This is a genomic window from Bradyrhizobium algeriense, from assembly GCF_003062295.1.
Taxonomy (GTDB): domain Bacteria; phylum Pseudomonadota; class Alphaproteobacteria; order Rhizobiales; family Xanthobacteraceae; genus Bradyrhizobium; species Bradyrhizobium algeriense.
In genome coordinates this window covers 660,832-687,246 of sequence record NZ_PYCN01000002.1, presented here as the reverse complement: position 1 = coordinate 687,246, position 26,415 = coordinate 660,832, and the positions used below count along the sequence as shown (strand labels likewise).

At 62.5% G+C, this 26,415-nt stretch carries 20 protein-coding genes and 1 pseudogene; 17 read left to right on the top strand and 4 right to left on the bottom strand.

Going from position 1 to position 26,415, the window contains the following annotated elements; all coding sequences use genetic code 11:
- Nucleotides 1–13 precede the first annotated feature (13 nt).
- Both C7G61_RS07275 and C7G61_RS07270 read right to left on the bottom strand, forming a co-directional pair.
- Nucleotides 14–716, bottom strand: a pseudogene (locus C7G61_RS07275) (thiolase family protein); the annotation flags it as partial.
- Nucleotides 717–1,025: 309 nt separating this feature from the next.
- The gene (locus tag C7G61_RS07270) at nt 1,026–1,898 is read right to left on the bottom strand and encodes a LuxR C-terminal-related transcriptional regulator (protein WP_244608164.1); all 873 of its coding nucleotides are present in this window, start codon (nt 1,896–1,898) and stop codon (nt 1,026–1,028) included.
- A 364-nt stretch (nt 1,899–2,262) separates the two neighbouring features.
- Here C7G61_RS07270 and C7G61_RS07265 point away from each other — a divergent pair, with 364 nt between their 5' ends.
- The 9 genes from C7G61_RS07265 (at nt 2,263) to C7G61_RS07225 (ending at nt 14,680) form a co-directional block, all read left to right on the top strand.
- Nucleotides 2,263–2,850 (top strand): hypothetical protein, encoded by a 588-nt coding sequence (locus C7G61_RS07265; RefSeq protein ID WP_108513489.1) that lies wholly within the window; start codon nt 2,263–2,265, stop codon nt 2,848–2,850.
- 186 nt (nt 2,851–3,036) lie between these two features.
- Complete coding sequence (locus C7G61_RS07260) at nt 3,037–3,972, top strand: hypothetical protein (protein ID WP_244608163.1); 936 nt, start codon at nt 3,037–3,039, stop codon at nt 3,970–3,972.
- A gap of 288 nt (nt 3,973–4,260) precedes the next feature.
- On the top strand, nt 4,261–6,039 hold the full coding sequence (locus C7G61_RS07255) for a hypothetical protein (protein WP_244608162.1): 1,779 nt from the start codon (nt 4,261–4,263) through the stop codon (nt 6,037–6,039).
- A gap of 48 nt (nt 6,040–6,087) precedes the next feature.
- Entirely contained in the window at nt 6,088–8,268 is a 2,181-nt protein-coding gene (locus C7G61_RS07250) for a type I secretion system permease/ATPase (protein ID WP_108513382.1), read from the top strand.
- A 41-nt stretch (nt 8,269–8,309) separates the two neighbouring features.
- Nucleotides 8,310–9,674 carry an HlyD family type I secretion periplasmic adaptor subunit gene (locus C7G61_RS07245; RefSeq protein ID WP_108513381.1) on the top strand — a complete coding sequence of 455 codons (1,365 nt, stop codon included), beginning with the start codon at nt 8,310–8,312 and terminating at the stop codon, nt 9,672–9,674.
- Nucleotides 9,675–9,719: 45 nt separating this feature from the next.
- On the top strand, nt 9,720–11,282 hold the full coding sequence (locus C7G61_RS07240) for a GNAT family N-acetyltransferase (protein WP_108513380.1): 1,563 nt from the start codon (nt 9,720–9,722) through the stop codon (nt 11,280–11,282).
- 291 nt (nt 11,283–11,573) lie between these two features.
- Complete coding sequence (locus C7G61_RS07235; RefSeq protein ID WP_108513379.1) at nt 11,574–11,762, top strand: hypothetical protein; 189 nt, start codon at nt 11,574–11,576, stop codon at nt 11,760–11,762.
- Between the two features lie 240 nt (nt 11,763–12,002).
- Entirely contained in the window at nt 12,003–14,000 is a 1,998-nt protein-coding gene (locus tag C7G61_RS07230; RefSeq protein WP_244608161.1) for a VTT domain-containing protein, read from the top strand.
- Complete coding sequence (locus C7G61_RS07225) at nt 13,997–14,680, top strand: endonuclease/exonuclease/phosphatase family protein (RefSeq protein ID WP_244608160.1); 684 nt, start codon at nt 13,997–13,999, stop codon at nt 14,678–14,680. The genes C7G61_RS07230 and C7G61_RS07225 overlap by 4 nt, the downstream gene beginning before the upstream one ends.
- A 12-nt stretch (nt 14,681–14,692) precedes the next feature.
- Here C7G61_RS07225 and C7G61_RS07220 read toward each other — a convergent pair whose 3' ends face one another.
- Nucleotides 14,693–14,884 (bottom strand): hypothetical protein, encoded by a 192-nt coding sequence (locus C7G61_RS07220; protein ID WP_108513378.1) that lies wholly within the window; start codon nt 14,882–14,884, stop codon nt 14,693–14,695.
- Between the two features lie 85 nt (nt 14,885–14,969).
- Entirely contained in the window at nt 14,970–15,899 is a 930-nt protein-coding gene (locus C7G61_RS07215; protein WP_108513377.1) for a dihydrodipicolinate synthase family protein, read from the bottom strand.
- Between the two features lie 109 nt (nt 15,900–16,008).
- Here C7G61_RS07215 and C7G61_RS07210 point away from each other — a divergent pair, with 109 nt between their 5' ends.
- From C7G61_RS07210 to C7G61_RS07175, 8 genes are all read left to right on the top strand, one after another.
- Complete coding sequence (locus C7G61_RS07210) at nt 16,009–17,196, top strand: CaiB/BaiF CoA transferase family protein (protein WP_108513376.1); 1,188 nt, start codon at nt 16,009–16,011, stop codon at nt 17,194–17,196.
- 80 nt (nt 17,197–17,276) lie between these two features.
- Nucleotides 17,277–18,209, top strand: coding sequence for an alpha/beta fold hydrolase (locus C7G61_RS07205; RefSeq protein WP_108513375.1), 933 nt, complete (start codon nt 17,277–17,279; stop codon nt 18,207–18,209).
- A 147-nt stretch (nt 18,210–18,356) separates the two neighbouring features.
- Nucleotides 18,357–19,244: a universal stress protein gene (locus C7G61_RS07200; protein ID WP_108513374.1), complete on the top strand. Its 888-nt coding sequence runs from the start codon at nt 18,357–18,359 to the stop codon at nt 19,242–19,244.
- 200 nt (nt 19,245–19,444) lie between these two features.
- Nucleotides 19,445–19,624 carry a hypothetical protein gene (locus C7G61_RS07195; protein ID WP_108513373.1) on the top strand — a complete coding sequence of 60 codons (180 nt, stop codon included), beginning with the start codon at nt 19,445–19,447 and terminating at the stop codon, nt 19,622–19,624.
- 250 nt (nt 19,625–19,874) lie between these two features.
- Entirely contained in the window at nt 19,875–21,308 is a 1,434-nt protein-coding gene (locus C7G61_RS07190) for a 1-acyl-sn-glycerol-3-phosphate acyltransferase (RefSeq protein ID WP_108513372.1), read from the top strand.
- An 864-nt stretch (nt 21,309–22,172) separates the two neighbouring features.
- Nucleotides 22,173–22,934, top strand: coding sequence for an SDR family NAD(P)-dependent oxidoreductase (locus C7G61_RS07185; RefSeq protein ID WP_108513371.1), 762 nt, complete (start codon nt 22,173–22,175; stop codon nt 22,932–22,934).
- Nucleotides 22,935–22,975: 41 nt separating this feature from the next.
- Nucleotides 22,976–23,812: an enoyl-CoA hydratase family protein gene (locus C7G61_RS07180; RefSeq protein ID WP_108513370.1), complete on the top strand. Its 837-nt coding sequence runs from the start codon at nt 22,976–22,978 to the stop codon at nt 23,810–23,812.
- A 213-nt stretch (nt 23,813–24,025) separates the two neighbouring features.
- A complete protein-coding gene (locus C7G61_RS07175) occupies nt 24,026–26,374 on the top strand; it encodes a bifunctional salicylyl-CoA 5-hydroxylase/oxidoreductase (protein WP_108513369.1) in 2,349 nt (782 codons plus the stop codon).
- The last annotated feature ends 41 nt before the right edge of the window (nt 26,375–26,415 follow it).

Genomic DNA, 26,415 nt, shown 5'->3' with positions numbered 1-26,415 from the left:
TTCAGTCGCCCGGTCAGCGAACGGCGCGCTCGACCGCGATGGCGGTAGCTTCGCCGCCGCCGATGCACAAAGCGGCGACGCCGCGTCTCAGGTTCCGCGCTTCCAGCGCATGCAGCAGCGTCACGATCAATCGCGCGCCGGTGGCGCCGATCGGATGGCCGAGTGCGCAGGCGCCGCCATTGACGTTGAGTTTTTCTCTGGCGATGCCGAGATCCTTCTGCGCCGCCATCGCCACCACTGCGAACGCTTCGTTGATCTCGAACAGGTCGACGTCGGAGACAGCCCAGCCGACCTTGTCGAGCAGCTTGCGGATGGCCGGGATCGGCGCGGTGGTGAACCACTGCGGCTCCTGGCTGTGGGTGGCGTGGCCCTTGATCTCGGCGAGCACCGGCAGGCCGTCGCGATCGGCGAGCGAACGCCTGGCCAGAATGAGCGCCGCGGCGCCATCGGCATTGGCGACGACGCGCGGGCCGGCCTTCGGTGAGCGTGACTGGCGCGATCTCGGCCCTGAACGCGCCACCCTCGACCGCCTTGCGGGCGAGGGTCAGCGTCTCCATCGCATAGGTATCCTGGTCCTTGCGGGTGAACTGATAGGCCTCGGCGGTGGCCTCGCCGAAATCGCCCATCGAGCGGCCGGTCTCGTAGGCGTCTTCCAGCCCGTCCATCATCATGTGATCGATGATCCGGTCATGGCCGGCGCGATAGCCGCCGCGCGCCGCCCGGCGCATCCTCGCGGGGCCGATCGAGCGCGCCATCGGCCGCGGGAAAGGGCCGCCCGGGGCCCGGCTTTTCCTTCAGAAGCGTGTCCCTGCCGCGAATCCCGGCTGGAGCGGAGGACCGGAGAACGAGGGGGGTGCGAAAGCCTCCGCGGTACTCGTTCTTTCGTGAATCGCTATGTCGGAAGGATTAGTACCAATGAACCCTGTGTCTTCTCCAACGCGCGCATTGTAGAACCGATTGGGTACTGATTCATTTCCGCAAGGATGGCGCAATGGCACTTGGGACGCGGTGCCGAAAATTCATCGCTAGTGAGAGATCGACGGCTTGACCGCCATGGATAAATCCGCGGAAACCAGTTCGACTGCGTTGTTCGAGCAGACATGCGCCGCGGCGATCGCGACCTGGGTCCGGTTGCTTACGCCCAGCTTGCGCATGATTTCGCGGACATGGACTTTCACGGTTGTTTCGGTCATGCCGAGCTTGCGACCGATGACCTTGTTGGGGTCGCCCTGGCAGAGGCAAACCAGAACGGCGTACTGCCGCTCGGTAAACTCGGGCGCGGGCCGTACGCCGTTGAAGCTATGGCGCGGCACGCTAGGTACCCTGTCGTCGAAAAGGGGGACTTGCGGCTCGTAAAGGCCGTCCCCCGGTCCGAGAGGCGGCGCCTGCGTCTGTTGTTCAGGCCCCGGAAGCGATTGCTCCTGGGAAAGTTCAGGCAGCCTGTATTCGATGGGCGTCGGTGTGCTGAAGGTCTGGCTGGCCAGGATGGCGGTCGGCGGAAAATAAGTGCCGCCGTGGAGGACGAACGAAAGGGCCTGCAACGCAAGTTCGGGCGCCATGGAATTGCTGAAGTAACCCTGAGCCCCGCAACGCATCGCAGCGAGGACGGTGGCGGGGTTTTCGTCGTCGGAGACGATCGCGAGCGCCGCGTCACGGCGAAGCGTATGCAATACCTGTATCTCGGTGAAGACCTCGTGGGGAGAGGGCGCGCCGACGCTGTAAATCAGCATGTCGCATACGGCGCGCTCGACGAGTCTCGTGTGGGCTTCGTCAGGATCGAGCGAAATCAGTTCGACGCTTTCGTTCCGTGCCCACGGGTTTAGGAAGCTCTCTGCGCGAGCTCGTCTGAAGGCCATCGCGTCGACAAGGAAAACCGTCTTCTTGAACGGGACCGACATAACGCGCCCCTATATTAATTACGTCCAATGACTATCGATGATTACATCCTATGACTATCGATAGAGTGCTTCCGCCCCTTCTGGACCGCTGTGAAGCAGATCACTTAGCATCTTAATTGTGCATAAAAGTTTACGCTTGTTCCAACGGAATGCCAAGTGGAGCCCGAGTGTGACAAGAAGTCGTCGGAAAAAAGGGAACTGCAGCAAGATCGCAGCGGGAAGGCGACATTTTTGAGTATAATGGTTGTATGAGAATGCAGACCCAACCTCTGCTACTATATCTTTCGATATGTACTGCCTTGGCGACGAAGCCGTTACGATCAAATGAGCGAATATGTCGGCCTGCATCCGCGGACCCATTGCCATGTTTGTCAGCAAACTGCCTCCAAAGCCGGACTTCGACATGCTCGCCGCGGCCGCGCCAGCCTCGGCAGACCGCCGTACATTCGTTCTCGCCCTGATGGGAAACCTGATCTGCAGCTGGTCGAACAACGAAAGCCTTTTCATCTACGTGCTGATGATTTTGCTGCGCACCGACGAGGCTTCCGCCGCGGTGGTGTTCGCGACTTTGAACACGACCCGCGCGAGACTCGATCTGATCCAGCGGCTGGCCAAGATCAGGGTTAGCGACAAGGTCCTGTCGAAAAATCTGACGGCGCTCATCGAACGGTTCTCGGAGTCCACCAAGGTCCGCAATGAATTGAATCACTGCATGTTCATCTTCGATTCCTCGGGCGCCATCACCCATACACAGTCGATGCGATTGATGGAAACAAGGTCGAGCCTGAGGTTCGGAGAGATAAAGGCGCTGGACGAAGGCCGTCTGCAGGAGATGCTGCGGACGACCCACGAGATGACGAAAATCAACCGCGAGATCTGGGATCTGCTGCCACGCCTTGAAGCGCATGTCTGCGGCGCGCGGCCACAAAGCGTGTCCGTTGATGCGGCTTGAAACAGGCCGCGCATGACGAGCAATCCTGCCTCGTCCCGCTTCTGTTCACTCAAAAACTGACTCTGTCGAAGCAACAACGGCGTCGATGGTTGATATCGCAAGATACAGCGCTGCATCTAATGCGTGCATGTTGTTTGCGAAGATGTGTCGGCAAACTGACATTGCTGACACCCGCAATAAGGCGAGGTGCCGGCAGTCGGAAGGACCGACGCAAAGAGCACCGCCGCGCTTCGAAGACCGCAGACTCAGAAGATCAGCGATCTCGTTCCGCCCGCGATGCTCCAACCTCAGGAGCCCGTCATGGGTAGCCCAAAGAAGAAGTACGACCCCAAGAACAACCAGGACCAGGATCAAGACCAGGACCAGAAGCAAGACCAGTTGCAGGCGCAGGCCAATCTCCAGGCTCAGCTCCAGGGTCAAGGTCAGGGCCAAGGTCAGGGTCAGGGCCAGTTGCAGTTCGCCGTTCAGTCGCTGGATTCCAAGAGCGAGAACGAGAACGAGAACGACAACGAGAACGACAATGACAACAAGAATGAGAATGAGAACAAGAACGAAAATACCGTCGACAACAAGCTCGACAACAAGGTAGATAACGATCTCGACAACACGGTCGACAACAAGATCGACAACGACATCGAAAACAAGATCGAAAACACCGTCGAGAGCAAGGTGGACGTTGATGTCGATGTGGATGTCGACGTGGACACGAGCGGGCTGAGCAGCCCGGTCATCGATCTCTACAACTTCACTACGGCCGGGTCTATTGTCATGCCCGACGTGGTCGACCAGAAGATGAACGACGGCAACCAGTTCAATATTGATCAGGTCAACAACCTGGTCGATCAAGACAGCAACAGCTCGTCTGCCACCTACTATGGCGGCAACGGTGGATCGTGGTGTGAGCCGGGTGCCAGCTTCAGCATGGACGCCAAGATCGAGGGCGGGACGTCCAGGATCGACGCCGGCGATATTGGCGATCGTGCAAACGTCGCGTCCAGCGCCGATGCAGTTCTCAACCAGTCTGCCTTCGATCAGAACATCACGCAGGGTGCGAACATCCAGTTCAACAGCATCACCATTCAGGCTGCGGGTGACAATCTGACTGATAACGACATAGGCTAGTTTTAGCGTTCGATCCGCGCGGCGCCAGCCGCGCGGGTCTTTTTTCATTCATTCATTTCGTCGCTGCAGTTGCCGAAGGACTGAGGACCGTACCGCGGCTTCATAGTCTACGGCGACGGGGAGGTTCCCATGGCGTCAGCGAGCTTCGTTGAAATAATTTCGCACTTCGCAGGATATCTGCAGATCTTCCACGATATCGCCCGCGACCGCGTCCAGTATGACGAGAGTCTCGCGCCCCGTCCTCCCGGCGATTACACCACGCTGCGGCCGAATTACGATTATCGCGTCGTGCCTGAAGATATGGAGGCCGCGGCCGGCCCGGTGCCGGAGCTGATGCCGGACGATCCGATCCATTTCGTCCGAGGCCGCCCGCTCAAGCTGCTTCGGAATCCCGAGGACGACGATTCAGATTTCTTTCCGCGTTCGCCGGCGCCGAACGTGCCGCTGCTGAAACCGCCGGGCGGCGGTGGTGGAGGAGGCAGCGTCGAACATCACGTCACAGTAAAATACCAGGATGGTGGCCCGGAGACCCAACTGACGGCTCATCAATACAACTTCATGCATGATGACGACGTCAATCTGCCGGCGGATGCCCTGGCCGTAGTTGCGCCTCTGATCGAACGCCTCAACAGCGATGCGATGACCATTATCGAGGAGTTGGCGGCCGATGCGAACGCCGCAATTCCTGTCAACTGGCAGATGCCGCAGACCGATGGCGGCGCTACGGATTTCCTGAGCACTCACGATGCCGACTGGGCCGACCGTGGGGGCACGCCGGATGCACACTCGGTGACCCCTGGCTACTATGTCAACGGCGAGCTGCAGGAGCGGCCGTCGGAAGAGACGCCGCCGGCCGAGGCGCCGGAACTGCCCGACACCGGGCATGGTATCGGCCAGTGGGCTTCGTTGGGCAATAACTTCAGCATCAACGCGGCACTGATCGTCGATATCGGCGAATCCGCCCGCACCATGGTGGTGATGGGAGATTACTTCAAGACCGATGCCATCTTCCAGACCAACACCATTATGGACGATGATCGGGTCCGCATATCGGGTGGGGACCGCGAGCCATCATCTACCAGCGATCAGGACGTCGCGACCAATATCGCCGATTTTGTCCAGAATCCCAGCATCTACACCGGCTTCTCGGCCCAATTTGCCGGCCCGAACTGGATCGTCGACGTGGTCGACGGCGACTTCTACAGCGTTCATGCAGTCGCGCAGGTCAACCTTCTCTCCGATAACGATGTAGCAACACAGGTCAGCAGCAGCAGCCATTATAACCTCGTCAGTGGTTACAATACCCAGGGTAATCTGGCCCAGATTATCGACGGCAGCGTTGAATACGACCTGATCATCATCAAGGGCAGCTATCACGGCCTGAATGTGATCTTTCAAAACAACATCCTGTTGGACAATGACAAGATCAAGATGGCGGCCGACGGAGCCGATCCGTCTCAATCAGCGAGTTCAGACAACAACAACCTGTTGAACGACGCCACGATTGCGAATTATGGCGGCGATACTTTCGATGGACTGCCCGGGAACCTCGAGCTGATCCAAAGCCTGCTTGACGCCGGCATGACATCGCTCGATCCCGAACTGGCCGGCGCCCTTATCGGTCATGGTGGCCCGCTGAAAGTGCTCTACATCACCGGAGACTATTACGACATCAACGCGGCTTGGCAGACCAACATCACCTCCGACGTCGACGTGATGTATCAGCTCCAGAACCAGCCCGTGGCCGATCTGCTGGCGCTTGATCCGGACGGAGCCGTGACGCAGTCTGTCACCACAGGCGGCAACGAACTGGTCAACGACGCTGCGATCGTGGACGTCAATCCTGATGCAACTTACGTCGGGGGCCAGATCTACACCGATTCCATTTTGGTGCAGGCCGATCTGGTGCCGACAGCTTCGGACAGCGCCGTCAACGGCGATACCCACGCGCTGGTGACTGAACTCATTGCTTTCGTCGATGACCACCCCCAGGACACGGCGAGCCCGCCGCCATCAGCGATTGCCAATTCGGTTCAGTCAGACCCGATGGCAAGCATGCTGCACTAGCGGCAAGGGCGGTTGTTTTGTTTATTGCAATTGCAGGAGAGTTTTCAAATGTGGGGCTGGGATAATCGTCCAGGCAGCGCCGCGAGCGGACGCCTAATTCAGCATGACGAAGCAACGTCGAACACGGCGAAGATAATTCCGCTTCGTCCGTGGTTTGATGCGCTGCCTTCGCGCGCCGAAGATCCGGCTGAAGATCCGCCCGTCAAATTTGCCGATGAGAACGATGCCCGGGCCGGGGCCAAGATCGTCGAGCTGCCGTCGGTCAAGCCATCTCCGCGGGAAGAAGCCAGGACGGAGGCCAAGACTCAAGCCAAAACGGAAGCCAAGACGGAAGCCAAGACGGAAGCCAAGAGCCCGCCGCCGGGATCCACCGTCGTGATCGAGCAAGCGGTTCCAGCCCCGCCGCTGCGCACCGGAGGCGACAAGGACGGCAGCGGCTCTTCAGGCGGCAACGGTGGTGGAGGAGGTGGTGGCGGTAACTCCCCACCGATGCATAAGCGTTCCAGCGACAATGAATTCAGGGACGTGCTCGGCAGCGGTCTGGCGAACGCCCGCCGCAACCTGGTGACCGTGGGATTTTTCTCGGTTGCGGTCAACCTGCTGGTGCTCGCCATCCCGATCTACCTGTTCAACATGTCCGATCGCGTGCTGACCAGCCGCAGCACGGACACGCTGGTGATGCTGACCATCATCGTGATCATCGCGATCGCGGCGCATGTGCTGATGGACATGATGCGGCGCCTCATCCTGATGCGGGTTGCGGTCGAAACCGAAGCCAAATTGGGCGGACCCGTGCTGAGCGCCGCCGCCAAATCCGCGCAGAGCGGATCCAGTCGCGAATTCCAGACGCTGGCCGACCTGCAGCATCTCCGCGCGTTCATTACCGGTCCGGTATTGCTGACGATGTTCGATACGCCGATGGCGCCGGTCTATTTCGCCGTGGTGTTCCTGATCCATCCGCATCTCGGATTCATCGTGCTGGGCTCGGGAGTTGCGCTGGTCATCGTGGCGCTGTTGAACCAGCGCGTCACCGCGGTCCCGTTCAACCAGGCCAACAATTACGGCGCCAGGGCAAACCTGACGGCGGAGTCGATGGCCCGCAATGCCCAGGTCATCAATGCGATGGGCATGATTCCGGAAGGCGTCCAGGTATGGGGCCGCGAGACCGTGGAGTCCTTGAAGGCCCAGGTGATCGGACAGGATCGCAACATCCTGATGACGGGGGTGTCGAAGTTCCTGCGGCTGTGCACCCAAATCGCCATCCTGGGTTGGGGCGCATGGCTGGCGCTGGACGCTCAGATCACCAGCGGCATGGTCATCGCCGCCTCGATCGTGGCGAGCCGCGCGCTGGCGCCGCTGGAGGGCACCATCGAAGGCTGGCGTAGCTTCGTGCAGGCGCGTTCGGCCTATGCCCGCATCAAGTCGCTGTTGCTGAACTCGCCGCTCAACCTGGAGCGGCTCCGCCTGCCGCGTCCGGCCGGCTATCTCAATGTCGAGCGCATTCTCTACGTGCCGCCGCCGAACAAGAAGGTGATCCTGAACGGAATCAGCTTTCAATTGAAGCCCGGGGAATCGCTCGCCATTGTGGGAGATTCCGGCACCGGGAAAACCATGCTGGCCCGCATGCTGGTCGGATCCATCATCCCGACCGCCGGCAGCGTCAGGCTCGACATGATGGACCTGCGCAACTGGGATCCGCGCCAGTTCGGCGAGAGCGTCGGCTACCTGCCGCAGGACGTGCAACTGTTCCCGGCATCCATCAAGGCCAACATCGGCCGCATGCGCGACGACGCACGTGATGAGGACGTGTTCGACGCCGCCGAGACCGCCGACGTGCATGAGATGATTTCGAGTTTTGCCCAGGGCTACGAGACCATCGTCGGCATGGACGGCAGCCCGCTGTCGGGCGGCCAGCGGCAGCGGATCGGGCTGGCGCGCGCATTCTACGGCAACCCGCGCCTGATCGTGCTCGATGAGCCGAATTCGAATCTGGACGCCAACGGCGAGCGGGCACTGGCCAAGGCGTTGGTGCGCGCCAAGGAAAAACAGATCACGGTGGTGACGATCACCCAGCGCGCGGCACTGCTGATGAGCGTCGACAAGATCATGATCCTGCATCAGGGCTCGGTGCAGGCTTTCGGCGGCCGCGACGAGATCATTCCGATGATCACCGGACGCAAGCCGAACAATGTCCCGACAGGGCCGGGCGATCCGCCTTCGTTGAATTGATCGAAGGCGCCGGCCCGGTTTGACAGCAACGAGGTTACGCGATGGCCAACAGGAAAATTGCGGTCCGCACCGCGGAATCGGAAGGCACCTGGTACGATTCGCTGCCGCGATCGACCAAGCTGCCAACCGTTGCCGGTGCGCTGATCATGGCGGTGGTGCTGATGGGCTTCGGCGTCTGGGGCAACATGGCGCCGATCGCCGGCGCCGTGGTCGCCTCGGGCGTGTTCGTCGTTACCGGACAGAACAAGATCGTCCAGCATCTCGAGGGCGGAATGATCCGCGAAATCTACGTTCGCGAAGGCGACACGGTGGAAGCCGGACAAATGCTGCTCGAACTCGACGACACCGCGGCGCGCGCGGAGCTGCAGCGGCTGTTCCTGCGGCGCATCCGCCTGACGGCCATCGATGCGAGGCTGCAGGCCGAGATGAAGGAGGAAAAAGAGATCACCTTGCCGCCCGAGATCGTCCAATGGCTGCCCAGCTCGCCCGAGGCGAGGGAAATCGTCGACAGCCAGCAGATGACATTCACGGCGCGCCGCAACAACCTCAACAGCGACGTCAAGAGCATCCAGGAGAGCATCAACGCGCTGGAGGAGCGAATCCGGGGATCGCGGGTGCAGCTCGATGCGGCCCACCGTCAGATCGTTCTGCTCGACGAGGAAATCGTGACCAAGGACAAGCTGGTGCAAGCCGGGCTGGTGCGCAAGCCGGAACTCATGGTGCTGCAGCGGCAGAAGGCCAATCTGGAAGGCGAGGTCGGCCGCATCATGGGCGACATCGGCGATGCCAAGGAACGCATCGCCCGCGCGGTCGAGCAGATCAATGGCGTGCGCAAGACCGCGATCAAGACCGCGGTCGAACAGATGCACGAGATCCGCGGCGAACTGGCCGACGTCCGCGAGCGGATGCTGAGCGCCAAGGGCATCCTCGATCGGGTCCGCGTCACGGCGCCGGTGAGCGGCGTGGTGGTGAAGCTGCGCTATCATACGCGGGGCGGGGTGGTCGAGGCCGGCAAGAACATCATGGAGTTGCTGCCGCTCAAGGACGAGCTGATCATCGAGGCGCGGTTGCGGCCGCAGGATATCGACAGCGTGAAGCACGGACAGATAGCGATGGTGAGGCTGACGGCGCTGAATCAGCGCATTACGCCGATGGTTTCCGGCGACGTCATCTATCTCTCGGCCGATACGCTGGCGGACGAAAAGAAGTCCCAGCAGGTGGGACCGACCGACATCTATATCGTGCGCGTCAAGCTCAACAGCGAGGAGAGCAGGAATGTGCCGAACTTCAGCCCGACGCCCGGCATGCCGGCCGAGGTCTACATCAAGACGTCGGAGCGGACGTTCTTCCAGTACATCGTCAGGCCGATCCACGACAGCATGATGCGCGCATTCCGAGAGCGCTAGACGATCAATGAGCAGTCAACACGCAGCTTTGGAAAGGCGTCCGCCGTGCATATCGACATCATCGAAACCCTGCCGTCCCTGGCCAAGCTCGAGGACAACTGGAACGGCGTCTACGACGCGGACGACGAAGCGCAGATATTCCTGTCGTGGCAATGGCTCAACGGCTGGCTGTCCCACCTCCAGCGGCCGTGGTTCATCCTGGCGGCAAAAGCCGGAGAGTCCGCCGATCTGCCTTATGTTGCGTTCCTTCCCTTGCGGCTGCAGAACAGGATCGAGAAATCAGACGTCATCAGCGACCTGAGGATGGCCGGCAATTTTGCAGCCGACTACACTGGCATCATTTGCAGACCCGAGGCGGAGAACAAGGTCATTCCAGCCTTTGCCCGCTGCATCAGGCAGATGAATTGGGCGCGCCTCAATCTTGAAAATGTGCGGATGTCGGAGCGGCGCTCGCGGTTGCTTCTGGCCTGCTTTCCGAAAGCCAGTTTCAACTATACGGAGGTCGGCAGGGTCAACAAGGTCGACGGTATCGATAACAGTCTCTGCCCGTATCTCACGCTACCCAAGGACTGGAATAGCTATCTGGAATCGCTGAGCGCCAATACCAGGCAAAAAATCCGGCGCCTCCTCAAGCAGGTCGATACGCCCGGCGAATATCGAATAACCGTTTCGACGCCCGAGACGTTCGCGCAGGACCTCAAGACCTTGCTGGGCTTCTGGGAGACGAAATGGCGCCCTCGCAAGGGTGACAGGATCGAAAGCCTGGTCGCCTCGAACGGCGCCATGCTGACGCGCAGTTTTCAATCCGGCATGCTGTACCTGCCGACTTTCTGGCATCGCGACCGGCCCGTCGCGGCGCTGGCCACGCTGGTGGATCCGCGCAGGCGGGCGTTTTTGTTCTACATGACCGGACGTGACGAGACGTTCGACGGGCCGCCGTCAGGAGTGATCCTGCACGCCTTCAGCATTCGCCACGCGATCGCGAACGGCTTTTCCGAATACGACTTTCTGCGCGGAAACGAGCCATACAAATATTCGTTCGGCTGCGCGGAGCGCAAGATCCGCTGCACCGTTCTGGAGACCAGGAACGGCAGGAATCTAGGCGGCGGGATCGACCCCCGCAGTATTCCCGAGGTCCTGCAACTGGCGACCGAACTGCACCGGAAGGGAAAGTCGACTGACGCGGAAATCGGCTACCGGCGGATCCTGGAGGTTCAGCCGAAGCACGCCGACGCGTTGCACCGGCTCGGCCAATTGCTGGCGGCGAAGGGTGACTTTGCCGCGGCCAAACGGCAGTTCCGGATTCTCACGACGGTTCGGCCCGACGCCGCCAAGGCGTGGCAATGTCTGGGCCAGGTCTGCGAAAGCCTCGGTCAGCACGAGGAAGCATTGCGCCAGCACCTCGAATTCATGCGGCTGCAACCGGATCAGCCGGATGGTTTCGTCGCGGTTGCCAGGTGCATGGCCAAGCTCGGGCGGATGGCCGAAGTCAACGCCGCGGTGCTGGCCGCGATCGAACCGGCGAGCGCCCCGTCGGTCCGGAAGTGGCGCGATTGGCGGCCCACGCCGGACCGGCAGACCGCCAGCGAACACTCGGTCTCGGCGTGACGCGGGTTTGCCGGCACGGCCCTGCCGGCCATGGCGGGGAAGGAGCGGGCACGATGGTCACGATGAACGGAAACGACAGGCATCGGTGTTCTGGAGGTGCGCCCGGCAAGGACGCCGCCGGCGTTCGTCAATCGCATGGTGCGTTGGTGGATTTCCCGCCAAGCCTTCGACGCCGAACGCTTTTCATCGCCGGGTGAATAGATGAGTCCCGCAATGGCTCTCGGTTCGTCGCGATCGCCTGCAGAACCGCCCGGAGAACGGCCCGGGCTGTCTCCACGGACCCGCATCAGGATGACCGCACTCGGCGCGGCGCGATGCCCAAATCTCGCCGGCAGGGAAGGGGTCGTCATCGGCATGGGCCGCTATCGCAGCACGGTCCGCGTGATGTTCGACGGCTTCAGGTCGGCAACCTCGTTGCACAGCACCTACATCGAGCCGGTGGCCGGGGAAGACGGCCCTTCCAGCCAGGACCGCCGCTAGACTGGATTTCCCGAGCAGTTGCGGAGCGCAAAACCGTTCCGGGTGCAGGAACGGTCTTGCCTGCCAAACGTTTGTTCACAGCGGGCCTGCGCGCGTAGTCCCGCGCTCACACGCCATGTTTTGCCGAGGTGCCGCCTGCTGCAAAGCTCATCCATCCTCATCCCGGGCGACACCATCTGGAGAAGGTGCAAGGCAGGGCGGCTGGCAATCCTCAATGACGCAGCCGCATATTTCGCTGCGTTGCGGGAAGCGCTGCTGCTCGCGACGAGCCAAGTCTACATCATCGGCTGGGACATCCACAGCCTGACCCGGCTCGTCGGGCCTTCCGGGCAGGCCGATGACGGTTATCCGGAAGAGCTCGGCGCGTTTCTGAAAGCGCTCCTGAAGGCGAAGCCCGAGCTGCGGATCAACATCCTGAGCTGGAAATTCCCGGCCCTCTACGCGGCGGAGCGGGAGTGGAATTCAGCCGCCAAATTCACCTCGGAAACGGCGGACCGGCTTTGTTTCTGTTTCGACTCCAGCCTTCCTCTGGGGTCGTCGCAGCACCAGAAGATCGTCGTCATTGACGGCGCGCTTGCGTTCGTCGGCGGTCTCGACCTCACGATAAGGCGCTGGGACACCAGCGCGCATGAAGCCCATCATCCGCTGCGGACCGATCCCGACGGCAAGCCCTATCCGCCGTTTCACGACGTGCAATGCATGGTGGATGGGAAAGCCGCGGTCAGCCTGACGGAGTTGGCGGAGAACAGGTGGCGCGCCGCCGGCTGCACGGTCGAAACAACCGTATCCGTCAAGGGCGAGCGCTGGCCGGCCTCGGTGCCGGTGCAATGCCGGGAAATGACGGTGGGCATCGCGCGGACCGAGATCGCCACCGCGAGTGAAGCCGGCGTGAACGAGGTCGCGCTTCTGTTCAAGGCGTCCATCAATGCGGCCGATCGCTTCATCTATATCGAGAACCAGTTCACCAGCGCCACCGACATCGCGCGCCTCTTGGCGCAGCGGATGCTGGATGTGCCACAGCTTCGCGTTCTGATCGTCACGCCGAAGATGCATTCGTCCTGGTTCGAATCGCAGGCCATGCAGAGCGGCCGCGGCGGATTCATCGCCCAGTTCGTAGCAGCAGGCGTCATGGACCGGATTCGCTTTCTCTATCCATCGACAAGGGATGCGGACCAGGCTGCCGTCGTCATGGTGCACAGCAAGGTGATGATCGTCGACGACCGCATCCTGCGCGTGGGTTCGGCCAACCTCAACAATCGCTCGATGGGCGCCGACACCGAATGCGATCTCGCCTTCGAGGCGACGTCCGGCGCGCATCGGGACTATATCGCCCGGCTTCGCCGCGGCCTGATCGGGCATTTCTGCGGCGTCGAAGAGCGGGAGATCGAAAGCAACGAAGCCGATCTGTTTGGATTTCTCGACCGCCTGCCGGACGCGGGCGGCGCGAAATTATTGCGGCCGATCGACCCGGCCGCGACGGCCGGCAGCGTGGCAACTATGGTGCAGCCCGTCGCCGATCCCCGAGAGCCGCTTCACCTCGATCGCGCCGCCAATCGGATGTGGACGGCAAGAACCATTTTGGCCGTGTCGGGGTTGGCCGCGGCGCTCGCCGGCCTGGCGCTAGCCTGGCAGTACACGTCGTTACGCGATTTCGCTGACGTCGGCTTCGTCTCCTCGGCCATTTCGCAATCCGCGCGGACGCAATTCGCGCCGCTGTTCGCGATTGCCGCTTTCGTCGTCGGCGGGCTGGTAGTGTTTCCGGTGCTGGTGTTGATCGCGGCGACGTCGGCGGCGCTGGGGCCGTGGATGGGTTTCTTCAGCGCCGGCGCCGGCGTGCTGCTCAGCGCACTCACGCTGTTTTCGATCGGCCGCGTGCTGGGCCAGGCGCGGCTGCAGCGGCTGCTCGGGCGCCGGGCCGCGCGGGTTCAGAGCCGCATCATCGGCAAGGGGGTCGTCGCGGTCGCGATGATCCGGATGGTGCCGATCGCCCCGTTCTCGATCGTGAACCTGGTGGCGGGCGCCAGCAAGCTCAGCCTGCGCGATTTTCTGCTCGGCACCGTGCTCGGCATGGCGCCGGGGATCGCGGTCATGGCCGCGCTCGGCGCGCAGATCGCGGATCTCGCCAGAAACGCCTCGTGGACGAATGCGGTGCTGCTGGCGCTGGCGATCATAGCCTGGATCGCGCTGTGTCTTGGCGTGCAGTTCCTGGTGACGTGGATGGCGGGACGAAGAACGTGACGCCCGCCATGCGCATCATGACGTGGAACGTGCACGGCATCTTCCACCTCAATCCGGGTTTCCATCTGGACGGCGTCTGCTCGGTCATCCGGCACTGGTCGCCCGACGTTGTCGCGCTGCAGGAGGTCGATTCGCGCGGACGTACCGATGATCCCTTTGCCCGGTTGGCTGAAGCGGTCGGAGACCACAGCATCGATGCCCGTTCGATCATCACACAGGACGGCGATTATGGACAGGTGCTGCTGAGCAAGTGGCCCTTCGCCGAGGCGCCGAAAATCGTCGACGTCTCGTATCAGGAACGAGAGCCGCGCCGGGCTATTTCGGCGCGCATACAATCGAGTGCGGGCGAGATGACGGTCGTTGCCACTCATCTCGGTTTGAGTATCCATGAAAGGCACGCTCAGGCCCATGCCCTGGTTGATCTAGTGCAGCCGAAGCGAACGCTCGTGCTCGGCGATTTCAACGACTGGCTCTGGGTGAGGTCAGTGCGCGGGGTACTGGCCCAAGCCTGCCCGGTTCGGACACGGTTGCGGACATTCCCCTCGCGTTTTCCGCTGCTGCGGCTGGATCGGATTTACGTCACGCGCGACGGGCTGATCCGCTCGGCCTGGACCGACCGCAAGGCCCGGACATGCTCGGACCATCTGCCCGTCATCGCCGATGTCGCCTTCTCGGATTAGGGGTTCTCACCGTCAGGCCGGTTTTGCCGGGTGCTGTGTCCTGGGATGACGCTCATGCAGTAGGCAGGCAAGGTCGTGGCGCAAATCCTCCCGCTCGCGCATCGCGGTTTCGAACAGCGCTTCCTGGATGTCGCGCGGCATATCTCCCCAAACGACCATGGCCGCCTCGCCAAGCAGCAATGCAAAGGTCTGTTGTTCGGTCATGTCGATCCTCCGCAATTTTTATGTTTGACCGAAACGAAGGTTCCGTTTCCGTGCGCTTTTGCATCTAGCCGTGATGAAGACGTTATTACCGCCCCCAGCGCAACACGACGGGATCGAGCTGGCGGGCGATTTCAATGAGACCCGCGCGCGCCGCCGGATGAACCCGTTGCAAGGGATGACGAACCGCGTCCGAGCCGATCACGCCGCCTTCCTGCATCAGGATCTTGGCGGCCTGCAAGCCGCATTGCCGGTTTTCGTAATTGATCAGCGGCAGCCAGCGCCCATAGGCCGCCATCGCTTCTTCCCGGCGCCCCGCAAGATACGGATCGACGATTTGCCTGATGCCGTCAGGGTATCCGCCACCCGTCATGGCGCCGGTCGCGCCGGCATCGAGATCGGCCATCAGCGTGATGGCTTCCTCGCCGTCCCAGGGCCCTTCGATGCTGTCGCCGCCGGCCGCAATGAGATCGCGAAGCTTCGCCGCCGCCATCGGCACCTCGATCTTGAAATAGCGGATGTTCGGAATTTCCCGCGCCATGCGGGCCAGCAGGTCGACCGAAAGCGGCGTCCCGGCAACGGGCGCATCCTGGATCATGATGGGGATGTCGATGGCGTCAGACACGGTGCGATAGAAGTCGAAAATTCCCTTTTCCGGCACGCGGAAAGTGGCGCCGTGATAGGGCGGCATGATCATCACCATGGCAGCCCCCGCGTCCTGGGCCTGGCGGCTGCGCTCGGCGCAGATGCGCGAGCCGAAATGCGTCGTCGTCACGATCACGGGAACGCGGCCGGCGACATGCTCGAGCACCGCGTGCATCACCTGTTCGCGCTCGGCATCGGTCAGGACGAACTGCTCGGAGAAGTTGGCCAGAATGCACAGGCCATTGGAGCCGGCGTCGATCATGAAATCGATACAGCGGCGTTGCCCCGCGAGATCGAGCTCCCCACGGTCGTCGAAGATGGTCGGAGCAACGGGGAAAACACCGCGATAGGGCCGTTGTGCAGTCAAGGTCATTCTGGATGTTCCATTCGAACAGGATCAGTGATTGTATGGTTGTCCTATGCATTCATCAACATGATAGAAGGCTCGGCGCAATCGCGCAGCAAGAACAAGGGAAAGATTGATGGGGGGAGTTCTGGAGGGCGTTCGCGTCCTCGATTTCGGGCGGTATATCGCGGGGCCGTATTGCGCGACCTTGCTGGCCGAATTCGGTGCGGAAGTCATTCGCGTGGAGAAACGCGACGGCAGCGAGGATCGTTTCGTGGCGCCCGTGGGCGAAGGCGGCGAGGGCGCGCTGTTCCTGCAGGTCAATCGCAACAAGAAATGCATCACGCTCGATCCGATGAAACCGGAGGGGCAGGAGGTGATGCGCCGGCTGGTCGCCACCGCTGACGTCGTCGTTGCCAATTTGCCGCCGCAGACGCTGCGCGCGATGAAGCTCGATTATGAATCGCTGAAGGCGATCAAACCGGACATCATCTTGACCACGGCAACCGCGTTCGGCGGGCCCGGGCCGTGGTCCGACCGCGTCGGTTTTGACGGCGTCGGGCAGGTGATGTCGGGCGCAGTGTACATGACGGGCAAGGGCGATCCGCCGTACCGCGCCGCGGTGAACTGGGTCGATTTCGGCACCGCGCTGCATTGCGCGTTCGGCACGCTCGCCGCCTTGATCGAGCGCGGCAAATCCGGGCGCGGGCAGATCGTCGAGGGCGCATTGCTGGCGACTGCGCTCTCCTTCACCAACGCCACACTGATCGAGCAGGCAGTGATATCAGCCAATCGTGTGCCGACCGGCAATCTCGGCCAGACCGCGGCGCCCGCCGACATCTACCGCACCAAAGACGGCTGGGTGCTGTGCCAGGTCACCGGCCATCCGCTGTTCATCCGCTGGGCCAGATTGATGGGCGAGGAGGATCACTGGCTGAACGATCCGCGCTTCGCCGACGACCTCAAGCGCGGCGACAACGGTCCTGTCATCAGCGAGCGGATGGCGCGCTGGTGCGCCGAGCGCACCACGCAGGAAGCGGTCGATACGCTGGGCAAAGCGATGATTCCGGCCGGACCGGTGCTGAGCCCGCAACAGGCGCTCGAGCATCCGCACATCCGCGCCACCGGCTTCATGCAGGATGTCGACTATCCGGGCCTGCCGAAGCCCGCGCCGACGGTACGCGCCGCCGTGCGATTGTCGAAGACGCCGGGCGAGATCACGACGCGCCCGCCGACGCTCGGCGAGCACACCGATCGCGTGCTGGCCGATATCGGCTACGACGCGGATGCGATCGCCGCGCTTCGCAACAACGGGATCATCTAGATGCCGCGGCCGACGACCTGGCGTCTTGTTCGTTGCCGTCAGGTGGTCTTTCGCCAAACCGCAGCCTGGACATCAGCGCCATGACGCTGCTGTCGATACCGGCCAATCCTGTTCCGGAGGGTGCGTTTGCCGGAACGATTGGGACGCCGGATGGCGCCACGTTGCGCTTTGCGCGCTGGGCGGCGCTGGCTGGCGGCAGGGGGACCGTCTGCGTCTTCACCGGGCGCGGCGAGTGCATCGAGAAATATTTCGAAACGGTGCGCGATCTGCGGGAGCGCGGTTATGCGGTGGCAATGATCGACTGGCGGGGACAGGGGCATTCCTCGCGCCGGCTGGATAATCCGTTCAAGGGCCATGTCCAGAATTTTTCAGAGTACGAGATCGACGTGGCGGCCTTCGTCAAGCAGGTGGTGCTGCCGGATTGTCCGCCGCCCTATTTTGCGCTGGCCCATTCGATGGGCGGCGCGATCATGCTGCGCGTCGCGCATGCCGGCTTTGAGATGTTCGAACGCCTCGTGCTCTGCGCGCCGATGATCGACCTGCCGCGTCTGCGCACTTCGCTGCCGATGCGCGGCCTGATGCGCATGCTGCGCGCGGGTGGAATGGGCGAGCGGTTTATTCCAGGCGGCAATGCCGACCTGATCAAGTCAACGCACTTCTCCGGCAATCCCCTGACCTCGGACCCGCGCCGCTATGCCCGCAACGCTTCTATCCTGGGGGCCGATCCGACGCTCGGGATCGCGTCGCCGACGGTAGCGTGGCTCGACGCGGCCTTTGCCGCGATGGTCGAGTTTCGTTCGCGCGAGTTTGCCGGCCGGGTTCACCAGCCGGTCCTGATGCTAGCGGCAGGTGACGACACCATCGTATCGACCCCGGCCATTGCAGCGTTTGCCCGGCATCTGCCGGCGGGATCGCATCGCGTGATTGCGGGTGCGAAGCACGAAATCCTGCAGGAAGACGACCGCCATCGCGAGCAGCTCTGGGCCGCATTCAATGCCTTCATGCCGGGCTAGTGTCGGCAACCGACACACCTGCGGGTCTCCGGAACTTTGGGGCGATTCCGGGAGTTATGGATCAGGCCCTATTGCGCGATTTCGCTTTCGGCTCAACACACATATGCCGTCTGTCGGTCGCAAACGGCGGCATCGCAGGAGGCTCTCATGAGTATCAAGCGAATTCTGGTTCCACTTCCCGGCTCAGCCAGTCACACCGGCCAAATTGAGACGGCCCTGTCTGCCGCGAAGGCATTGGGGGCTCACGTCCAGGCACTGTTCATCAGTCAGCCGCCGCCGGTCACACGTAGCGGTGTCACGCGTAGCGGCCTAACTGCCACGGAAATGGGACGAGCGGTGACCGCCGCATCGGTAAATTGGTACGCCGAGGAACGGGAGCGAACTACGCGGGAAGCGCGTGAGGTTTTCGCGCAGGCCTGCGCGGTAGTTGGCATCCCGATGCTATCGGCGAACGACGAGCCCGGCAGCCCGCTCGCAGCATCCTGGCGCGAAGCCGAGGGATCGTATGTGGAAATCGCGGCGCAACGGGCCGCTGCCTTCGACCTAATGGTCGCCGCAAGCGCCACCGTGATGGAGTCGTTCATGGCCATTACCGAGCAATCGCTGCTGCAGACCCGTCGCCCCGTGCTGTTGGCGCCGGCTCACCTGCAGAGTGATCTGACCGACAGCGTGATGATCGCCTGGGACGAGAGCGCGGAATGCTGGCACGCGGTCTCGGCTGCCATACCGTTCATGCAACTCGCCAAATCAGTGCGGGTCATAAGCGTTGATCGGGACGCCAGCAATCGCCAAGCCTCGCAGGCGGAGGTGCTTGCCTATTTGCGCTGTCATGGCATCGCTGCGACCGCGCAGGTGGTTGCACCGGAATTGCGCTCGGTGGGCGATACGCTGCTCGCGGCGGGGGCAGAGCATGAAGCCGGCCTGCTGATCATGGGCGCCTATTCCCATAGCCGCCTGCGCGAGATGCTTCTGGGCGGGGCTACGCGCCACATCCTTAAGAACGCTTCGGCACGCCCCGTTCTCTTGGCGCATTAGCCTCGTCCGAGCGCAACCCCAGCGCAGGTTGCCGCCGACGCGAACGCTATGGCGGGCTTGCTCCCTCGCCGAAGGCGGGTGGGGGCGGCGCGATTAACGCACCGACGCTGCCAAACGCATCACCCTCCTCCCCTGGGGTAGGACGGCTTGAGCGTCGGGCGGACTGAAGCCAAGTTCCCCCACACCCGAGGAGTAACAACATGACCCCACACATCCCCGAGGAATTTTTGACCAGGTTGATCGACAGGAGTCCCTTCGTGATCATGGGCAACACGATGCCGCCCCGAGATCCTAATGAAGACGACGAGGACGAGGACGAAGAGGACGAAGAGGACAGCGGCGACGAGCCGCCGGTCGTGCGCGAGCCGGACGAAGACTAGACCATATGCTTTTGCTGTCCAGGGCATAGCGGACATCGATCAAGCAGCGCCGATCAAGCTCGATTTAAGAGTACGCACCCTGGTTCGAACGAACGTCGTCGATATCGCGGTTGCGAACATGCCGGCCGATCGCCCGAAATCGGCCGGTCTCGAGGCTCGGAGCGCTTGTCACAATGGAGTTCCAGACCGTATCGTGACGCAGCGGAGCGGCGACGCACGGCGTCGCGGGTGAGGCGGGATCGGGGTTTGCATGGGGTCGCAGGTAAGCTTGCCGCTCTGGGTCGTCGTCCTGATGGCGATCCTCGCGATCCTGGCGGCGCTGGATCGCATCCTGATTCCCAGCGTGCGCTGGGCGCTGCGTCGCCGCGCCAATCGCGCCATCGAGGAGCTCAACACCAAACTCAAGCTTCGCATTCAGCCCTTCAAGCTGACCAAGCGTCAGGTGCTGACCGATCGTCTGGTGTTCGACCCGGAAGTGCTGCGGGCGGCGGAAGAATATTCGACCGAGACCGGCGTGCCGAACGAAGTCGCAATGGAAAAGGTGCGGCGCTACGCCCGCGAGATCGTTCCGGCGTTCAGCGCTTATGCGTATTTTCACGTCGGGACGCGGATCGCACGCGCCGTCTCCCATATGCTGTACCGGGTTCGGATCGGCGTCCGCAACGACGAGGCGCTGGCCGCCGTCGATCCCACCGCGTCGGTGATCTTCGTCATCAACCATCGCTCGAACATGGATTACGTGCTGGTGACCTATGTCGCCGCTACCTCGTCGGCGCTGAGCTACGCCGTTGGCGAATGGGCCAAGGTCTGGGGCCTCAGCAATTTGATCCGCTCGATGGGGGCCTATTTCATCGCGCGCGATTCCGGCGAAGGGCTCTATCGCAAAGTGCTTTCGCGCTATGTTCACATGGCTACCGCAGCGGGTGTCACGCAGGCGATTTTCCCGGAGGGCGGGCTCAGCCGCGACGGAAAGCTGCGTCCGCCGAAATTCGGGCTGTTGAGTTACATGGTGGCGGGCTTCGATCCGCTCGGTCCGCGCGACGTGGTGTTCATCCCGGTCGCCGTCAACTACGACCGCGTGCTGGAGGACCGCATGTTGACTTCGGTAGCCAGTGCCGAGCCGGGAAAGAAGCCGGTGTTCGGCTTCAACGTGGCGACCTTTGCACGCCATTTCTTCCGCCATCTCTGGCTGGCAATGCGCGGCGAGTGGCATCGCTTCGGATATACCTGCGTGAGTTTTGGCGTGCCGGTGTCGCTGCGAAATTATGTCGAGGCAAGGAAGATCGATTTCCGCGTTCTCGCGCCGGAGCCGCGCCGCATCGAGGTTGAAAGGCTCGGCAACGAATTGATGGAGGCCGTTGGCCGCGTGGTGCCGGCGCTGCCGGTCTCGCTGGTCTCGACCGCCATGCTGGAGGCAGGTGACCAGCCGTTGACGTTGTTCGAAATCAAGGGCCGCGTTTCAACCTTGATCGACGACCTCGAACGGCTCGGAAGCTATGTTCACATCCCGCGCGCCGACCGCGACTACGCCATCTCCGTCGGCCTGCGGATGCTGACGCTGCGCCATCTGGTGATCGAGACCGACGACACCTACCGCGCCAACCCGAAAGAGCTCGTGCTGTTGCAATACTACGCGAACGCGATCGTCCATCTGTTCAAGGGCCGGGAAACGCGGACGGAGTGAGCTGCCCGGTGAAATCCCATCGCGGCAGCATCGCGAAATCATATCCGCGTCATCGCGAGCGAAGCGAAGCAATCCACTTCTCCGCAAGCCGCGCTATGGATTGCTTCGCTTCGCTCGCAATGACGATGTGGAGGCAATGGGTGCGACAAAAGCCACTAGTCAGGCAAATCACTTCTGATTTTCCGAAATCGTGTCAACCCCAGTAATCAAAAATATTCCGCTTTCGTTGTCGCCCAAATCAACTGCATAACTCCGCCCGTCTCACCCAATTGAGGGGCGCTCGCGATCGTCACGAACGTGCGGTGAGATGCGATGGACGCAAAGGGCGCGCTAGACGTACGCGCCGGACGCGTACGGCGAAGTCGTGTGGTTCGGGCGCCGCGGTGCTGGCGTTAAGTCCTTAAGAAGCGACGCTTCTGGGGGCGACGGAGGCAAAAGAGCCGTTCTCCGGGAAGAGCACGAAGTAAACCGTAAAGCCATTGCGCAGGGAAGGCCGGAATGCTCCCGCTGCCCTGTATGCTCGTGTGCAGTTTTGTTTGCGCAAATCGCACGCGAGACCGCGGGTGCAGCAAGCACCCGGTCTTCCCTGCGCCCTCTGATTGGAGAGGGCAGGAGTTCTCCAGTAAACCTCGGGCGCAATGCGTCGCGAGATCGCGAAACTATATCCACGTCATTGCGAGCGCAGCGAAGCAATCCATCTCTCCGCTTGCCGCGCTATGGATTGCTTCGCTACGCTCGCAATGACGGGGAGGGGAACGGTGCCCAATCCGAGCTACCGGACCGCCGCAACCATGCTCGCCCGCTTCCTTGCAAAAGCTTGAAGTTTAAAATATATGCTGAACCCTCATCCAGGAGGCTTGACCGATGTCCCCATTGTCGCGTTCCTCCCATGCGCTCGTCACCGGCGGCGGGCGCGGCATTGGGCTGGCGATATCGGCGGCGCTGTCGAAAGCGGGCGTGACGGTAACGGTGCTCGGCCGCAACCGCGCGACGCTGGACGAAGCCGTGGCATCCGGCGCGGCGCAGTTCGCAGCCGTGGCCGACGTCGCCGATCAGGCGTCGGTCAAATCGGCCATAGCGGAGGCCACCGCGCGGCAACCGATCGACATCCTCGTTGCCAATGCGGGCGCGGCGGAATCTTCGCCGTTCGGCCGCTCCGATGCGGCATTGTTCCAGCGGATGATGGACGTCAATTTCATGGGTGTGGTCCACGCCACGCAGGCGGTATTGCCTGGAATGACGGAGCGCCGCCACGGGCGGATCGTTGCCGTTGCTTCCACCGCCGGCCTCAAGGGCTATGCCTATGTCTCGGCCTACAGCGCGGCCAAGCACGCGGTGATTGGCCTCGTCCGTTCGCTGGCGCTGGAGACGGCGAAGAGCGGCATCACCGTCAACGCCGTCTGCCCCGGCTTCACCGAAACCGATCTGCTGGAAGGCTCGATCGACAACATCATCAAGAAGACCGGCCGCAGCCGCGAGCAAGCCATTGCGGAACTGTCGAAACATAATCCGCAAGGGCGCCTTGTTGCCCCATCGGAGGTAGCCGACGCCGTGCTGTGGCTCTGCGGCGAGGGCGCCGGCGCCATCACTGGACAGGCCATTGCGGTGGCGGGCGGCGAAGTCTGATCGGCCGCCACATCGATAACGATTAAATTCAGGGAGAGATCATGAGCAAGCCCGCCAACCCCGTCACGCTGCCGCTGGCCGATTATTCGCCGAAGCATTTTCTGCTGGCCGTCGTCGATCGCGTCGCCACGGTGACGCTCAACCGTCCCGAGCGAAAGAATCCGCTGACCTTCGAAAGCTATCGCGAACTCACCGATTTCTTCCGCGCCTGCGCGATGGATGACGAGGTCAAGACCATCGTCGTGTCAGGCGCGGGCGGCAACTTCTCGTCCGGTGGCGACGTGTTCGAGATCATCGGTCCCTTGATTCAGATGGATACCAAGGGGCTGACCGCCTTTACCCGCATGACCGGCGATCTCGTCAAGGCGATGCGTGCGTGCCCGCAGCCGATCGTGGCTGCCGTCGAGGGCATCTGCGCCGGCGCGGGCGCGATCGTCGCGATGGCCTCGGATCTGCGCCTGGCCGCCACCGGCGCCAAGGTCGCATTCCTGTTCAACAAGGTCGGCCTCGCCGGCTGCGACATGGGCGCCTGCGCGATCCTGCCGCGCATCATCGGGCAGTCGCGGGCCTCCGAACTGCTCTACACCGGCCGCTTCATGACCGCGGAGGAGGGCGAGCGCTGGGGTTTTTTCAGCCGTATTGTCACGCCGGATGCAGTGCTGCCGCAGGCGCAGCTTCTGGCCAAGCAGATTTCGGACGGGCCGACTTTTGCCAACACCATGACCAAGCGCATGCTGGCGATGGAATGGGCGATGTCGGTGGAGGAGGCGATCGAGGCCGAAGCGGTTGCGCAAGCGCTCTGCATGACCACGGAAGATTTCGCCCGCGCCTTCGAGGCGTTTTCGAACAAGCGGACCCCGGTATTCCAGGGGAATTGATGGGACCGTAGCCCGGGTGAAGCGCAGCGAAACCCGGGATTCCGTCCGATGGCGCGAGAATCCCGGATTACGCGGAGCCTGTCATCGGGCGCGCGTTCGCGCGACCCGTTGGCTCCATCCGGGCTACGGACCGACCAAGCCCCCTTGCCCCAAAATTATTTTAGGCTTAAAGTAATTCCGAACTTGCCCGACAGCCTGTTTCGGAGGCGGTAGATGAAGATCGCGATTATCGGCGGCGGACCGGCCGGTCTCTACGCCGCGATCCTCTTGAAGAAACAGCGGCCCCAGGCCGAGATCACGGTCTATGAGCGCAACCGCACCGACGACACGTTCGGCTTCGGGGTGGTGTTCTCGGACGCGACGCTGGACAATTTCGAGAAATACGATCCGCCGAGCTACCGCCGCATCACCCAGGAATTCGCCTATTGGGACGATATCGCCGTGCATTTCCGCGGCACCGTCCACCGCGTCGGCGGCAACGGTTTTTGCGGCTGCTCGCGGCGGACGCTGCTGCTGATCCTGCAGGAACGCGCCCGCGAACTCGGCGTGACGCTGCTGTTCGAAACCGATATCGACGACGAAGCGCGATTTGCCGATGCCGACCTGATCGTGCTGGCCGACGGCATCAACAGCCGCTTCCGCGACAAATACATTGAACACTTCCAGCCCCAGATCGACCTGCGCTCCAACAAGTTCGCCTGGATGGGCTCGACCAAACCGCTCGATGCCTTCACCTTCATCTTCCAGGAGACGGAGTGGGGTCCGTTCATCGCGCACGCATATCAATACGAGACGGGACGCTCGACCTGGATTTTCGAGACCGATGCCGAAACCTTCCAGCGCGCCGGGCTCGAAGGCTTGAGCGAGCAGCAATCCGCCGACCGCATGGCCGAGATTTTCGGCTGGTTCCTCGACGGTCATCCGCTGCTGATCAACCGCTCGATGTGGCGCAATTTCCCGATGATCCGCAGCCAGCGCTGGGTCAAGGACAACATGGTGCTGCTTGGCGACGCCAAGGCCACGGCGCATTTCTCGATCGGCTCCGGCACCAAGCTCGCGATGGAGGACGCGATCGCGCTTGCCGATGCGATGGCGCAGGCGCCGACGGTCGAGGGCGCATTGCAGACCTATGAGCATGGCCGGCGCGAGGAGGTCGAGAAGACCCAGCACGCCGCCGACGTGTCGTTGGTCTGGTTCGAACATGTCGACCGCTTCTGGGATTTCGATCCCGTGCAGTTCGCCTTCGGCGTCATGACCCGCGCCAAGGCGATCACTTACGATAACCTCACGCTGCGCGCGCCGGAATTCGTCCGCGAGGTCGACAAGGCTTTTGCAAAACAGGTGCGCGCCAAGGGCTTCGATGTCGATATCGACAAGCCGGTGGCGCCGATGTTCCAGCCGTTCAAGCTGCGCGAGATGCAAGTTGCGAATCGCGCGGTGGTGTCGCCGATGTGCATGTACTCGGCGAAGGAGGGCGTGCCCGGTGATTTCCATCTGGTGCATTATGGCTCGCGCGCCATCGGCGGCGCCGGGCTGATCTTCACCGAGATGACCTGCGTCGGCCGCGACGCCCGCATCACGCCGGGCTGTACTGGCTTGTGGAACGACGAGCAGCAGGCCGCGTGGACGCGCATCGTTGATTTCGTCCACGCCAATTCCGCCGCCAAAATCTGCCTGCAGCTTGGCCATGCCGGCCGCAAGGGCGCGACCAAGCTGATGTGGGAGGGCATGGACCGGCCGCTGGAGCAGGGCGGCTGGGACACGATCTCGGCGTCGCCATTGCCTTACTTCCCCGACAGCCAGGTGCCGCGCGAAATGGATCGCGCCGCGATGGACCGCGTCAAGCAGGAGTTCGTCGCTGCTAGCCTGCGCGGCGAGGCCTGCGGCTTCGACATGCTGGAGCTGCATTGCGCGCACGGCTATTTGCTGGCGAGTTTCATCTCGCCGCTGACCAATCAGCGCGCCGACGAATATGGCGGCACGCTCGCCAACCGGCTGCGCTATCCGCTGGAGGTGTTCGAGGCGATGCGCGCGGCATGGCCGGCGCACAAGCCGATGTCGGTTCGCATCTCCGCCACCGACTGGGCCGCGGGCGGCATCACCGGCGACGACGCAGTCGCGGTCGCGCGCGCGTTCGCCGAGGCCGGCGTCGATCTGGTCGATGTCTCCACGGGCCAGACCGTGCGCGACGCGCAGCCGATCTACGGCCGGATGTTCCAGACGCCGTTCTCCGATCAGGTCCGAAACGAGGCCCGGGTCGCGACCATGTGCGTCGGGAACATCACGACGGCGGATCAGGTCAACACCATCCTCGCCGCGGGACGAGCCGACCTCGTCGCGCTGGCCCGGCCGCATCTGGTCGATCCGTCGTTCACGATGCGGGCGGCGGCCTGGTATGGCGCCGATATCGCCTGTCCGCCGCAATATCTGCCGGGCAAGGAACAAATCTTCCGCAACAGCGTCCGCGACCGGCAGGATTTCGAAGACCTCAAAATTAAGGGTAAGCCGAAAACCCGCGCCGAACTGAAAGCCGAGGCGACAAAGCCGCTTGCAGCCGAATAGGCCGGATGGCAGGCTCTCTCGATCCCTCCCTCTCCCCGCAA